Raw genomic sequence first — 12005 nt, 5'->3', positions numbered from 1 at the left:
ACATCGCGCCCCGGCACCGTCAAGGACGACGTCAACGACAATGAGGGGCATGACTGCGCCTCGCCGTATGGGCACCGAGAACTCCAAGACCCGCCAGGTCCTGCTCGACGTCACCGAGCGGCTGATGCTCAAGGAGGGTTACGCCTCCGTCGGCATCCGCCGTGTGGCCCGTGAGGCCGAGGTGGCACCGGCGCTGGTGCTGTACTACTTCCGCACGCTCGACGATCTGTTCCTCGCCGTGCTGCGGCGGCGCGGTGACGAGGAGCTGGAGCGGCAGGTCCGCCTGCTGGACGGCCCGCAGCCACTGCGCGCTCTATGGCAGCTCAACAGTCACCCGGGCAACGCGCTGACCACGGAGTTCACAGCACTGGCCAATCACCGCAAGTCGATCCGCGCCGAACTCACCGTCCGCGCCGAGCGCTACCGCGAGGCACAACTGGAGGCGCTCACCCGCCGTCTCACGGAGACGGGCGTGGAGCTGCCGCCCGAGGTGTCCCCGGCCGTTCTGCTCATGCTGACGAACGCTCTCGGCCGGATCCTCATGATGGAGAACACGATGGGCATGACGACCCGGCACGCGGAGGCCCTCGAGTTCGTGGAGCAGTTCCTCCAGCGTTACGAGGGGGCCTCCGCCGACAGGTGAGAGGCATGCGCAGCGCTCACTCTGGAAGTCGGCGAAGTTCCAGAGGCCGCCCCCAAGTCCGGGCGTGAACCGCTCGCCGACCCACGCGTCGCCGCCTACGCCCGGCCCGAGCTGAGCAGCGGTCAGGCGCCGCCGCGCCTCGCGCCTTCCCCCTGCTCAACCGGATCCGCGACCGGGGCGGCGAGCAACAGATGCTGCGTCCGCCGCTCCGGAAGGAGCCGTCGCCGTTCGGCCTGCCACATCCTGGTCCTGCTCGGCGTGCGCCTGCACTGCACGAAGGAGCTGGTCGCGCTCGGCGCACAGCCCTTCGCACGCTTGTGGTGTGACGGCTGGGGTCGGGCTCAGAGGAGGGCGGGCCCAGGGCCCTGTTGTCACCGGCGAGGCGTGTTACCGGCCGAGACTGGACAGCCCCCACAGCTCGGCGATCCGGCCCTGCTGAACTCTGAAGATCTCCATCATGGTGGGTCCAGGCTCCCCCCTCTCCGGCGCAAAGCCCGAAGTCCCACTCAGCACGGAGCGGACAGCGACCCGGTCGCGGTCCACGAGCATGTCCTCGACGGAGACCTGGATGTCGGGATAGGCCGCGAACATCTTGGACCAGGCATTCACGACGGCCTCGATACCGGTCGTTCTCAGTGGGTGGCTCACGAAGTCCGGTGCGAGAACCGTCGCCAGGGCAGCCAGGTCCCGCCCATTGAAAGCCTCATACATGCGCAGGGCGACTACCCTTGCCTCATTCACGTCGTCTGTCATGCAGTCACATCCAACTCGTAGTCGAACCAGATCCGATGCGTTCCATCAGCGTCGACCGCCATTCCTCCGGCACCGGAGATCCGGGCCGGCTCTGCCGTGCCGCTCGTGGGCACGATGGTGAAGAACTCCGCCGTGCGGTCGCTGCCGGAAGTCGTCGCCGAGTGCATGAAGTTGAAGGCGCCGGACCGACCGTGCAGCGATCCTTTGACCGTGAACGCTCCTGTAGCTCTCATGAGGCGACCGTATCGGTGCGGTCTGACACCACTCGCTCTCCAAGGCGGAGAAAGCTTCGGCTCCGCCCGTGACTGCCCGACAACCCTTCACGGGCAGACGATCACCTGAGTTGCTCGCCCTTGCGCATCAGCAGATGGCCCCGGCGGAACCGCTCCCCTTCACGCGGCTCACGCAGCATCCGGCCGACTTCGATGAATCCAGCTTCGCCGGCCAGCCCCGCGAGCTCGTCGATCGGCCACCGGTAGGCCGTCGTCACCTTGTGGTCGAACGCCGCAACCGGCTCACCCTCGGACTCGAAGAAGCCGAGCAACAGGTGACTGCCAGGCGCGAGCACCCGCCGGAACTCGGCGAAATACGAAGGCATGTCCTGCGGTGGGGTGTGAATGACCGAATACCAGGACACGATGCCGTGCAGCTTGCCGTCGGCCAAGTCCAGGGCGGCCATGGAACCGACCTCGAACCGCAGGTCTGGGTATGTCTCGCGGGCGAGATCGATCATCACCGGCGACAGGTCGATGCCGAAGACGTCCAGCCCGAGGTCCCGGAGGTACGCGGTCACACGTCCCGGGCCGCATCCCAGCTCCGCGACGGGCCCGGCATTGGTGGCCCGCGTGACCTCGGCGAACGCAGCGAGCATCGCGCGATCCAGCGGAAGAGCGTCAAACTCATTGCGGACCAATTCGGCGTAGAGGACGGCCACGGCATCGTAGGCATCCGCTGTCGCGGCAAGGTACGAGGAAGGTTCAGTCACAAGCGAGGACACTAGGGCCTCCCCTAGTGCGCTGACGACGGACCCATCGGAAAAGCCTCCGCCACCCGTTCCTGCTCTGCGAGGCGCTGCGGCGCGTGGGGGCCTACGTTGTTCTGCGGAGGCGGTAACAACGCACTTCGGTCCGGCACCCGCCTCCCGCCGCCGCGCAGCACGTCGAACCCGTGCGGCCGCTGCCGCGTCCCGGCCATGGAAGACAGCCCCGCGGACCGGACCGAGGCCGTCGCGCTGTCCCGCCGTGGCAAGTCAGGCTGTCGCAGTGGTACTCGCCCCCGGCGGGCGCACCATGAAGACGTCGATCGGGTCCTGGGATTCCACGACGAATCCGTGGCGCTCGTAGAGCCGACGAGCAGCACTGCCCTGCAGGACGTTCAAACCCACGGCCATGCCCTGCGCGTCCGTCCGCTCCAGCACCGTGCGCAAGACAGCGGATCCCAACCCTTGGCCCTGTCGGTGCGGAGCAAGGCAGAAGTGCTCCAGCAACTGTCTGTCCTCGACGGGCCGGACCGTGACGCATCCTGCGAGTTCACCGTCGATCATGATGACCGATGTGTGCTGCGGGGAGAAGGTATCCCGCAGCCGCTGCCGCACCCGGTGCTCGTCGTAGCGCCCAAGGCGTTCGAGATCCGCACGCATCACCGTGGCACGCAATTCCGCGAGCACCTCGATGTCCGCTTGCACCGCGGAACGCAGTACCCAGCTCCCACCCTGCGCCGACATGTTCCGTGCAGACACCGCCACGTCCGATCGCGCCCCGTTCCCCATCACTCCGGCATGCATGGCCGCAGTATCCCAGCCGTTCTCTCCGGCGGATCATGCGCGTAGCCAGATGGAGGCTCCGCGGCGATCTCGGACAACGGATGGCAGCGCAGCAGGCCGGCCGCTAGCCTCCCTGTGTGATCTTCGCATTTCTCGACACAGCTGAGGTCGCATCCCGGCTGCTGCGTTTGCCGGTGCTGGCCGAACGCTGGGAGCAGCCGAGCGCGCTGGCCGAGTTCCGGGTCAGCGGTCTGGCCGGGCATCTTGCCCGAGCGGTCTTCAACGTCGAGCGTTGGCTGGCCGAGCTGCCACAGCCGGGCGGTACGCCCATCGATGCTGTCGCGTACTTCCTGTCCGGTGCCGACGCGGCGCCGCAACTGAAGGATGCCGTGCCGCGTCGGATCCGCGAGGTGGGCGAACAGGAGGCGGCCGGTGGAGCTGCCGCCCTGGCCGAGGAGTTCGACGCCGCTCGCGCCAGGCTCGCATCGCAGCTGCCGTCGATGCCGCTCGACCGGCCTGTCGGCGTGTTCGCCCACGTACTGCCCCTCGACCAGTGTCTGCTCACCCGGCTCGTGGAACTCGTAGTCCACATCGACGACCTGGCCGTCAGCCTGGAGGCGCCCACGCCATCGGTGCCCGCCGAGGCCACCGACGCGGTCATCAGCTGCCTCACCCGCATCGCCGTCACTCGTCACGGCGTGCTTCCGGTGATGCGCACCTTGGCCCGCCGCGAACGCGCCACCGCTCCGATCGCCGCTTTTTAGGCCTGTCCGCGGATCACGGGCGGAGCCAGAGTCGGGTCGTGGCCACCATGACAGTGCCGTGGAAGACATGAGCGCGCTTGTCACCCTGGTCACGGCCGCCCAGGCGTTCCAGGGCCACAACTGAGAAGTCGATCAGCCGACTTCGATCACCGCGGCAAGAATAATCAGCCTTGCCCGCAAGGAGACGATCCTCGCATCATCTCCGAATGGATGACACGCCGAGCCGCCTCCCGACCACTCTGCCCACGCTGCGCGCCAAAGCACGCGCCGCGGGATTCACCATGTCCTGCGAGGAGCGCACAGGAAGCCTCCTTGCAGCACTCGCCGCCGCCCGGCCCGCGGGCCGGATCCTCGAACTCGGCACGGGAGCAGGCGAGGGCACCGCCTGGCTCCTCAGCGGCATGGACCCTGCCTCCTGCCTGATCACCGTCGAACTCGACCCCGCTGTCCAGGCCATCGCGCAAGAGCAGCTGGGTGCCGACCCGCGGGCGACCTTCGTGTCCGGGGACGGCGGCACGTGGCTGGAGGACTACGACGGCGAGCCCTTCGACCTCGTCTTCGCGGACACCTGGCCAGGCAAGTTCACGCACCTCGACCGGGCGTTGGAACTGGTGGCTCCCGGAGGGACCTACCTGATCGATGACCTCTTCCCCCAGCCCGGCTGGCCCGACAACCACCACGCCTCCGTCACACGCCTCCTGGCCGACCTGGACGAACGACAGGACTTCCGATGCGTCCGCCTCGGCTGGGCAAGCGGACTACTGATGGCGGTGCGCTCCACCACCTGACGGCAAGGAGCGGCCACGACGACACCCCCGGCCGTGCGGCCGGCGTCTTAGAGCAATTTCTCGGCATCCTGGCGTCACCAGCTGACGCAGGCACTCGCCGAAAGGGGTTCTCAGTACACCTCAGGCGCGACGGTGGCCCCGCCGGGGCACGGCAGCGAGACGCCCTGTGCCTCCGGAAGATGCTGCTCCGCCCAGCCCCGCAGCTCCATGAGTGCCGGCTGCAGGGCTGCGCCGGCGTCGGTCAGCCGGTACGAGACACGCAGCGGCGGGCCCTCGTCCACCTCGCGCAGTACCAGCCCCGCCGCCCCCAGCTCGGTCAAGCGGTCCGAGAGCATGCGCTCACTGATACCCGGGATCGCGCGGCGCAGGTCGGCGAAGTGCACCGGGCGCTCCATGAGCACGGCCACGATGAGGCCGGTCCAGCGCTTTCCGAGCAGCACGAAGACGCGCGTGAACGCGCCGTCAACCGTCTTGCAGGGCTCAGGGGCGGCTTCCTCCATGCCTGGAGTGTACTGCAGCTCCGGTCGTGGGTGAGAAAAAGTAAGCAGCTGTGCTATCAATAGGTACACACGGAACGGCAGCCCTTTGCTCCGTACTGCTCCTGCCGTTCCCGACCGCTCATGCCGTTCCCGGCTCTTTGGAGATCTCCCATGGCAACGCTGCTGCACCTGGACTCGTCGCTCTTCCCCGAGTCCGCCTCCACCTCCCGGTCGGTCACCGCGGCCTTCCGTCAGGCATGGGAGGAACAGCACCCCGACGGCACCGTGATCTACCGGGACCTGGCCACCGACCCGGTGCCGCACCTGGACGCCCTCACCACGTCCGCCGGTTTCACCGACCCCGCCAGCCGCACCCCCGAGCAGGCGGCGGCCCACGCCCGGCAGCTTGAGCTGATCGAGCAGCTGGAGAGCGCGGACGCCGTGCTGATCGGCGCCCCGATGTTCAACTTCACGATTCCGTCCACCTTGAAGACCTGGCTCGACCAGGTGATCCTCATGGGTCGCACCGCCGGAGTCGAGGAGTCGCCGATCAAGGGCACCCCGGTCTACGTCGTTGCCAGCCGTGGCGGTTCCTACGCTCCCGGCACCCCGCGCGAGGGCTTCGAGTACGTACAGAACTACCTGCAGGCGATTCTCGGCGACATGCTCGGCATGGAGGTCGACTTCATCGTCCCTGAGCTCACCCTGGCCCACTCCAACCCCGCCATGGCCGAGCTGATCCCGCTCGCCGACGCCTCGAAGGCCAAGGCGCACGAGGACGCCGCCATCAAGGGCAAGGCGGCCGCACTGAAGGCCGCTGCCTGACGCGACGCACGACGCCGGGTCGCCGGGCGAGTGCCGGAGACCCGGCACTCGCCCGGCGATTTCCGCGCCGGCTCCTCTCACGCCGCAAAGCCCTCTCCCGGCCGGACGAGGGGCTGCCAGGCCCGGACCCCTTCCTCCTCGAGCCGTCTCGGGTGATCCACGCCACCACGCCCGGCGTTGTTCAAATTCAAACCGGTCGGCTATGGTCGGGACCATCGAGCAAGCTTGAAACTTCAAGTTACCTGGCCCGACCCCCTGGAGCCGACATGTCCACCAGCCTGCCCGCCGCCTCGGTGCGCACCCAGGTCCGCATCCCCCTCCGCTTCGCCGACGGCTACTCCGTCACCGCCCGAGCGGTCACCTTCCACGGCCTGGCCGACCGCGCGGAGCACGTCGCCCTGATCCTCGGCGACCCCCTCGAGGCCGCGACCCCCCTGGTGCGACTGCACTCCGAGTGCCTGACCGGCGACGTGTTCGGCTCCACCCGCTGCGACTGCGGCCCCCAACTGCGCGAGGCCGTCCAGCGCATCGCCGACACCGGCGGCGTCCTGCTCTACCTGCGCCAGGAGGGACGTGGCATCGGCCTCTACAACAAGCTCGACGCCTACGCCCTGCAGGACACGGGCCTGGACACCTACGAGGCCAACACCGCCCTGGGACTGCCGGAAGACGCCCGCGACTACACGGCGGCCGCCCAGATGCTGAGCACCCTCGGCATCACCGAACTGGACCTGCTGACCAACAACCCCGACAAGGCAAGCCAGTTGCGCGCCCTGGGCCTGAGCGTCGACCGGACCCACCCCACCGGCGTCTTCGCGACCGCCGGCAACCTGCGCTACCTGCACGCCAAGGCCCACCACACCGGCCACACCATCGACCTGCCCGCCGCCGCAGACCTCGCCGACACCTCTGATCTGGCGGCGGTGACCAGCATCGCCGGCGCGGCCACAGGCCCGGGCCCCAGGGCCGGCGCACCGTGCCTGGCCTGCTAGGGCCTGTTGCGAAAGTGGATCGTCTGTCAGACCTGCCTGGGATGCTCCGAGCATGGAGATGACAGTGCAGCTGACGATCGACTGCTCCGATCCGCAGAGAATGGTGGCTTTCTGGGCCGAGGCTCTGGGCTACGTGCCTGAGCCTCCGCCTGGCGGGCACGCCACGTGGCGTGCTTACTGGGCGGCGGCGGGGGTGCCCGAGGCAGAGTTGCCGGCCGGTGCCGGGGATATTCCGGAGTCCATCATCGATCCCGCGGGACGTGGACCGAGGGTGTGGTTCCAGCAGGTTCCGGAGCCGAAGGTCGCCAAGAACCGGTGGCACTTCGACCTGAAGGTCGGTGGGGGCCGTGACGTCCCACTGGACGTCCGCACACAGCGGGTCAAGGCTACGGTGGAACGGCTGGTCAAAGCTGGTGCCACCGTGCTGCGGATCAAGGATGAGCCGGACATGGGGCTCCACGCCGCCGCCATGCAGGACCCCGAGGGCAACGAATTCGACGTCGTCTGAGGGCCGTTGCGACGGTGCTGGTCACAGCCACTCGTTCACGGCTGCGACCAGCACCGTCGCCTCGTAGCGGACGGCGAGCTTGTCGTACCTCGTGGCGACTGCCCTGTGCCTTTTAAGTCGGTTGATCCCGCACTCGACCGCATGGCGCTCGCGGTAATCCACCGCATCGAAACGCGGCGGTCGGCCGCCACGGGAGCCGAGCTTCCTGCGGTTGCGGGCCTGGTCAGCCTTGTATGGGATGGTGCAGCGGATTCCACGGCGGCGCAGGTGGGCGCGGTTCTTGCGGAAGGAGTACGCCCGATCGGTGCGTACTCGATCGGGGCGGACGCGTGGCCGGCCCGATCCGATCCGGGGTACGCGGACGTTCTCCAGCAAGGGCTCGAATTGCGGCGAGTCGCCGCGCTGCCCTGCCGTCACCACGATCGACATGGGCTTTTGGCCCTGCTCGACAGCCACGTGCAGCTTGGTGGTGAACCCGCCACGTGAGCGTCCCAGCCCGTGATCACGGGGCTCGGCCAGCACTCCGCCCGGTGGTTCCTTCTGCAGGTCCCCCTGCTTCCTGGCCCCTGCCGCATGCTGATGGGCGCGACACACTGTGGAATCGACGCTCAGGTCCCACATGATCCCGCCCTTCGCGTCGGCCTGGGACTGAAGTCGGGTGAGGACCCGGTGCCAGATGCCGTCTCGTTGCCATCGGCGGAACAGATCGTAGATCCGGCCCCACGGACCCTACTCGACGGGCACATCCCGCCAAGGAACTCCTGTCCGAACCCGGTACCGTATGCCGTCGATCAGCTGCCGCCGGGGCCAGATGGGCGGCCGTCCCACCTTCGCTCCCTTGGGCAACAACGGCTCCAACACCACCCGCTGTGCATCCGTGAGATCTCCCCGCGCCATGAACCACGATCATTCATCACTCAAGATCCACTTTCGATACACACCCGAGCACCGGGCCCCTGGACACGATGAGTGGTTGCGCGCCACCGGGGCAGGCGTGAAAGGCTCACGGCACACTGGCGGCTGGACGACCGGCATCGGTCGCCAGATGGGCTCGGAGCAAACCGGGACGAAGAGAGGCGGCGGCATGCGGATAGGACTGCTCGGTACAGGACCGTGGGCTGAGATCGCGTATGCCCCCGCGCTGAGCGGGCACCGTGAGCTGGACTTCGTGGGGGTGTGGGGCAGGCGCGCGGAAGCGGCGAAGGCGCTGGCCGACCGCTACGGTACCCGCGCGTACGAGGACCTCGACGTCCTGTTCGCCGAGGTGGACGCGGTCGCCGTCGCCCTGCCTCCCTCCGTGCAGGCCCAACTCGCCGTGCGCGCCGCGCGGGCGGGCTGCCATCTGCTGCTCGACAAACCCCTCGCCACGAGCGTCGACGACGGGCGAGCCGTCGTCGACGCGGCCACACAGGCCGACGTCGCCTCGGTCGTCTTCTTCACCACCCGCTTCCAGGCCGCGACAGACGAGTGGGTCACCGAACAGGCCTCTGTGGACGGCTGGTTCACCGCACGCGCGGAGTGGCTGGGCTCGGTGTTCACCAGCGACAGCGCCTTCGCGGCGTCGCCATGGCGACGCGAGAAGGGAGCCCTTTGGGACGTCGGCCCGCACGCCCTGTCCCTTCTCCTGCCGCTTCTCGGGGACGTCGAGCAGGTGGCGGCCACCGCGCACGGCCCGAAGGACACCGTCCATCTCGTCCTCGAACACGTCAGCGGAGCGTCGAGCACCCTGACCCTCAGCCTCACCGCCCCGCCCGAGGCGGCCGGAGTCGCTGTCGAACTGCGCGGCAAGGCGGGTGTGACCACCCTGCCCGAGGCCTCCGAAGGGCCGGTCCAGGCTCTCATGCGAGCCGCCGACGCACTCCTCGCCGCGGCCCGCACCGGCCGACCGCACCCGTGCGACGCCGCGTTCGGACTGCGAGTGACGGAGATACTCGCTGCGGCCGAAGCACAGCTGAGCAGTGGCTGAACTGAAGCACGGCTGACAGCAGCCGCAGGTACACGGAACGCGCGGGAAAACTGCAGGCCGCGGCGCTCAGGGGCGGGCGCGGCCGACGGACGGTGACGTGCGGCCCGCGCCCGCCGCACGCTCGGCGCACAGGACCGCGGCCGCGCTCAGAAACGCGGTCAGCGCTTGCCGCTTCGCGGGTCTCGGCGGCTCGTATCCCGCGAAGCAAAAGCTCGGCGCTCGGGTAGCCGCTCATCGGCGAGCCCGGCGAGATCGATGTGCCAGTCGACGTGCCAGTCGGCGGTGCCGCCGTACGACGCCGACGGCACCGCCGACCGATGCGGAACCGCGCAGAATCGTCCGTCTGTCTGCCCGCGCCGTCAGCCGACTCGCCGGGCCAGCACCTGTCCCGGCCAGTTCCCGGACAGGAAAGGGTCGGTGGGGGTGAAGCCGTTGCGCTCGTAGAACGCGACCAGTTCGCCCCCGCCGCCGGCCCAGCAGTCGACCCGCAGCAGTTCCACGCCGGCCCGCCGGGTCTCCTCGGCGGCATGGGCCAGCAGTGCCGCCCCGATGCCCAGACCGGCGTGCCGTCGGTCGGAGACCAGCAACCGTACGTACCGTTCGGGTTCGTCGGCCGGTGCGATCGGCATCTGCGGGCTGGGCCCGGAGTCCAGCACCACGGCTCCGACAGGCGTTCCGTCCAACTCGGCGATGTACGGGGCGTTCTGGGTCGTGTACCGCTCGACCCGCGCCACCCCGCCGGGCGTCTGCGAATAGGGCGTCGTGCCCCACTGCTCGGTGTTGCCGCGATCGTTCATCCAGACCACCGCGGAGTCGAGCATGTCCAGAATCGCCGGTGCGTCGGCCAGGCTGCCTGGTCTGATCCGTATCCCATGTGTGGTGTCGTTCACAGCGGAAGCTTAGGTGCTCAACTCACCTACTTGTGCGGTCCTGGCATGACACGGCCCGAACAGAGCCCCCTCGCCGCACCCTCGTTGTTACTGGCGCGTGCCCAGCACGTCGAGGTAGTGCGGGTTCTGCATGAAACCCAGGATGTTCCCGAAGGGATCCGTCACGGCGGCGGTGACGAACCCCGCGCCGCGGTCCGTGAGTGGCTGGTACTCCTTCGCCCCGAGGGACAGCAGCCTTTCGAGAGTCGCGCTCACATCGTCGACATGCCAGTACACGACAGCACCGCCTGGTTCGGCCCCCGAGCCGGCGGGCGCGTAACGGCTGTCGATCAGGCCCAGCTCGTGCTGGTAGTCGCCGAAACGAAACTCGGCGTATCCCGGCCGCTCGAAGTATGGCCCCACCCCCAGCAGTTCGGTGTACCAGTTCGTCGCCGCTGCCAGATCAGCGGCCCAGAAACCGACGGTGGCGAGGCCTCGCAGCATGGAGGTTCCCTTCTCTCTTCCGCCGCGGATACCGCATCCCGGCCGATGTGGAAACCGTAGGGGCGGATCAGGTCAGATCCTGTCCTCATTGCGGAAGCGAGTCACGCACTAGTCACGGCGAACCGGCGGTGGTCCGCACGACCACCCGCTGATCGCCGTCAGATAAGTGGTCTGGACCAAGGTCTGGACCACTGGTGACGGCAAGGGCCCTGGCGTGGGAGGGTGGCGGGCATGCCTAGTTTCTCGTCGTACGACGACTGTGGGATCTGGTACGAACTGACCGGTGAGGGTGAGCCGTTGGTCGTTCTTCCTGGTGGGCCGGGGACGGATCTCCGCTATCTGGGCAAGCTCGGGGGGCTGGACCGGCAGCGCCGGCTGGTTCTGGTGGACGCCCGGGCCGCGGGCCGGTCCGAGGTTCCCGCCGACCGAGGGACCGTCTCCTTCGTCGAGCAGGCCCGGGACCTGGAGGCGCTCCGTCTCCACCTGGGGCTGGCGCGGTTCGACGTTCTCGCTCATTCGGCGGGCTGTCTGACCGCGCAGGAGTACCTGGCATCGTTTCCGGGGCGGGTGCGACGGGCCGTTCTGGTCGCGCCGGTCGGCCGGGCGAGTCGCGAGCCCGACGAGGCCGAGCTGGCCGCGATCCGTGCCTCGCGCTCAGCCGAGCCGTGGTACGCCGATGCCGCGGAAGCGGACCGCCTGTTGGCGAAGGGCGGTTGGTCGGGTGCCGAACTCGCGGCCCTGCATCGGCGGCTCCTGCCCTTCTTCTGGTACCGCTGGACGCAGGAGCGGCAAGCCGAGTACCGCCCCGAGCACGCAACCGGGCTCCCATGGCTGCGCGATGCCTTCTACGCCGGATCGGCCGACCAGCAGACACTCGCTGAGCGGGTCGCCCGGCTGACTGCCGCGCGAACTCCCGTCCTGGTACTGGCCGGTGCGGCCGACGGCTTGATCGGGACGGCTCCGGCGCGGGCGGTGGCCGACTGCCACCACGACAGCCGGCTGGAGATCTTCGCGGAATCCGGGCACCGGCCGTGGGTCGAGGAGCCCGAGCGGTTCGTCGCGGCGGTCAGCCTGTTCCTGGACGCGGAGCGAGCCCGTCGCGGTGTGTGAAGGTCCACTTCAGGGGGAGGGAACGAGCCTTTGACCAGCTGA

Annotated in this window: 15 protein-coding genes and 1 pseudogene; 8 read left to right on the top strand and 8 right to left on the bottom strand. The window is 68.8% G+C overall.

Annotation, left to right across the window (positions count from 1 at the left end):
- The first annotated feature begins 49 nt into the window (after positions 1–49).
- The gene (locus ACWD4J_RS13865) at positions 50–643 is read left to right on the top strand and encodes a TetR/AcrR family transcriptional regulator (RefSeq protein ID WP_451395571.1); all 594 of its coding nucleotides are present in this window, start codon (positions 50–52) and stop codon (positions 641–643) included.
- Between the two features lie 387 nt (positions 644–1030).
- Here ACWD4J_RS13865 and ACWD4J_RS13860 read toward each other — a convergent pair whose 3' ends face one another.
- From ACWD4J_RS13860 to ACWD4J_RS13845, 4 genes are all read right to left on the bottom strand, one after another.
- Positions 1031–1396 (bottom strand): ester cyclase, encoded by a 366-nt coding sequence (locus tag ACWD4J_RS13860; RefSeq protein WP_451395570.1) that lies wholly within the window; start codon positions 1394–1396, stop codon positions 1031–1033.
- The gene (locus tag ACWD4J_RS13855; RefSeq protein ID WP_451395569.1) at positions 1393–1629 is read right to left on the bottom strand and encodes a DUF3224 domain-containing protein; all 237 of its coding nucleotides are present in this window, start codon (positions 1627–1629) and stop codon (positions 1393–1395) included. The genes ACWD4J_RS13860 and ACWD4J_RS13855 overlap by 4 nt, the downstream gene beginning before the upstream one ends.
- A gap of 101 nt (positions 1630–1730) precedes the next feature.
- Positions 1731–2381, bottom strand: coding sequence for a class I SAM-dependent methyltransferase (locus tag ACWD4J_RS13850; protein ID WP_451395568.1), 651 nt, complete (start codon positions 2379–2381; stop codon positions 1731–1733).
- Positions 2382–2645: 264 nt separating this feature from the next.
- A complete protein-coding gene (locus ACWD4J_RS13845; protein ID WP_451395757.1) occupies positions 2646–3119 on the bottom strand; it encodes a GNAT family N-acetyltransferase in 474 nt (157 codons plus the stop codon).
- 176 nt (positions 3120–3295) lie between these two features.
- Between ACWD4J_RS13845 and ACWD4J_RS13840 the strand changes: the two genes are divergently transcribed.
- Positions 3296–3922 carry a maleylpyruvate isomerase N-terminal domain-containing protein gene (locus tag ACWD4J_RS13840; RefSeq protein WP_451395567.1) on the top strand — a complete coding sequence of 209 codons (627 nt, stop codon included), beginning with the start codon at positions 3296–3298 and terminating at the stop codon, positions 3920–3922.
- Between the two features lie 206 nt (positions 3923–4128).
- Positions 4129–4710, top strand: coding sequence for an O-methyltransferase (locus tag ACWD4J_RS13835; protein WP_451395566.1), 582 nt, complete (start codon positions 4129–4131; stop codon positions 4708–4710).
- A 110-nt stretch (positions 4711–4820) separates the two neighbouring features.
- On the opposite strand, the gene ACWD4J_RS13830 is transcribed toward ACWD4J_RS13835, so the two are convergent.
- Positions 4821–5210, bottom strand: coding sequence for a winged helix-turn-helix transcriptional regulator (locus tag ACWD4J_RS13830; RefSeq protein WP_451395565.1), 390 nt, complete (start codon positions 5208–5210; stop codon positions 4821–4823).
- Between the two features lie 150 nt (positions 5211–5360).
- On the opposite strand from ACWD4J_RS13830, the gene ACWD4J_RS13825 reads away from it, so the two are divergent.
- The 3 genes from ACWD4J_RS13825 to ACWD4J_RS13815 all read left to right on the top strand — a co-directional run bounded on the left by ACWD4J_RS13825 (position 5361) and on the right by ACWD4J_RS13815 (position 7514).
- Positions 5361–6014, top strand: coding sequence for an FMN-dependent NADH-azoreductase (locus ACWD4J_RS13825; protein WP_451395564.1), 654 nt, complete (start codon positions 5361–5363; stop codon positions 6012–6014).
- A 266-nt stretch (positions 6015–6280) separates the two neighbouring features.
- Positions 6281–7006 (top strand): GTP cyclohydrolase II, encoded by a 726-nt coding sequence (locus tag ACWD4J_RS13820; protein WP_451395563.1) that lies wholly within the window; start codon positions 6281–6283, stop codon positions 7004–7006.
- A 52-nt stretch (positions 7007–7058) separates the two neighbouring features.
- Positions 7059–7514 carry a VOC family protein gene (locus ACWD4J_RS13815; protein WP_451395562.1) on the top strand — a complete coding sequence of 152 codons (456 nt, stop codon included), beginning with the start codon at positions 7059–7061 and terminating at the stop codon, positions 7512–7514.
- Positions 7515–7535: 21 nt separating this feature from the next.
- On the opposite strand, the pseudogene ACWD4J_RS13810 reads toward ACWD4J_RS13815, so the two are convergent.
- Positions 7536–8411: pseudogene (locus tag ACWD4J_RS13810) on the bottom strand (IS5 family transposase).
- Positions 8412–8598: 187 nt separating this feature from the next.
- Here ACWD4J_RS13810 and ACWD4J_RS13805 point away from each other — a divergent pair.
- On the top strand, positions 8599–9480 hold the full coding sequence (locus tag ACWD4J_RS13805) for a Gfo/Idh/MocA family protein (protein WP_451395561.1): 882 nt from the start codon (positions 8599–8601) through the stop codon (positions 9478–9480).
- Positions 9481–9839: 359 nt separating this feature from the next.
- Here ACWD4J_RS13805 and ACWD4J_RS13800 read toward each other — a convergent pair whose 3' ends face one another.
- Together ACWD4J_RS13800 and ACWD4J_RS13795 are read right to left on the bottom strand one after the other, a co-directional pair.
- Entirely contained in the window at positions 9840–10370 is a 531-nt protein-coding gene (locus ACWD4J_RS13800; RefSeq protein WP_451395560.1) for a GNAT family N-acetyltransferase, read from the bottom strand.
- An 87-nt stretch (positions 10371–10457) separates the two neighbouring features.
- On the bottom strand, positions 10458–10853 hold the full coding sequence (locus tag ACWD4J_RS13795; protein WP_451395559.1) for a VOC family protein: 396 nt from the start codon (positions 10851–10853) through the stop codon (positions 10458–10460).
- 231 nt (positions 10854–11084) lie between these two features.
- Here ACWD4J_RS13795 and ACWD4J_RS13790 point away from each other — a divergent pair, with 231 nt between their 5' ends.
- Positions 11085–11963: an alpha/beta fold hydrolase gene (locus tag ACWD4J_RS13790; RefSeq protein ID WP_451395558.1), complete on the top strand. Its 879-nt coding sequence runs from the start codon at positions 11085–11087 to the stop codon at positions 11961–11963.
- The last annotated feature ends 42 nt before the right edge of the window (positions 11964–12005 follow it).

Source organism: Streptomyces sp. NPDC002577 (assembly GCF_053594815.1).
The sequence above is the reverse complement of the archived record's forward strand: the minus strand, read 5'-3'. Positions and strand labels throughout refer to the sequence as shown.

Coding starts and splice junctions, on each gene's coding strand:
- ACWD4J_RS13815 (WP_451395562.1), top strand. CDS start 7,059: ATGGAGATGACAGTGCAGCTGACGATCGACTGCTCCGATCCGCAGAGA.
- ACWD4J_RS13835 (WP_451395566.1), top strand. CDS start 4,129: ATGGATGACACGCCGAGCCGCCTCCCGACCACTCTGCCCACGCTGCGC.
- ACWD4J_RS13790 (WP_451395558.1), top strand. CDS start 11,085: ATGCCTAGTTTCTCGTCGTACGACGACTGTGGGATCTGGTACGAACTG.
- ACWD4J_RS13795 (WP_451395559.1), bottom strand. CDS start 10,853: ATGCTGCGAGGCCTCGCCACCGTCGGTTTCTGGGCCGCTGATCTGGCA.
- ACWD4J_RS13865 (WP_451395571.1), top strand. CDS start 50: ATGACTGCGCCTCGCCGTATGGGCACCGAGAACTCCAAGACCCGCCAG.
- ACWD4J_RS13845 (WP_451395757.1), bottom strand. CDS start 3,119: ATGTCGGCGCAGGGTGGGAGCTGGGTACTGCGTTCCGCGGTGCAAGCG.
- ACWD4J_RS13825 (WP_451395564.1), top strand. CDS start 5,361: ATGGCAACGCTGCTGCACCTGGACTCGTCGCTCTTCCCCGAGTCCGCC.
- ACWD4J_RS13830 (WP_451395565.1), bottom strand. CDS start 5,210: ATGGAGGAAGCCGCCCCTGAGCCCTGCAAGACGGTTGACGGCGCGTTC.
- ACWD4J_RS13805 (WP_451395561.1), top strand. CDS start 8,599: ATGCGGATAGGACTGCTCGGTACAGGACCGTGGGCTGAGATCGCGTAT.
- ACWD4J_RS13855 (WP_451395569.1), bottom strand. CDS start 1,629: ATGAGAGCTACAGGAGCGTTCACGGTCAAAGGATCGCTGCACGGTCGG.
- ACWD4J_RS13820 (WP_451395563.1), top strand. CDS start 6,281: ATGTCCACCAGCCTGCCCGCCGCCTCGGTGCGCACCCAGGTCCGCATC.
- ACWD4J_RS13860 (WP_451395570.1), bottom strand. CDS start 1,396: ATGACAGACGACGTGAATGAGGCAAGGGTAGTCGCCCTGCGCATGTAT.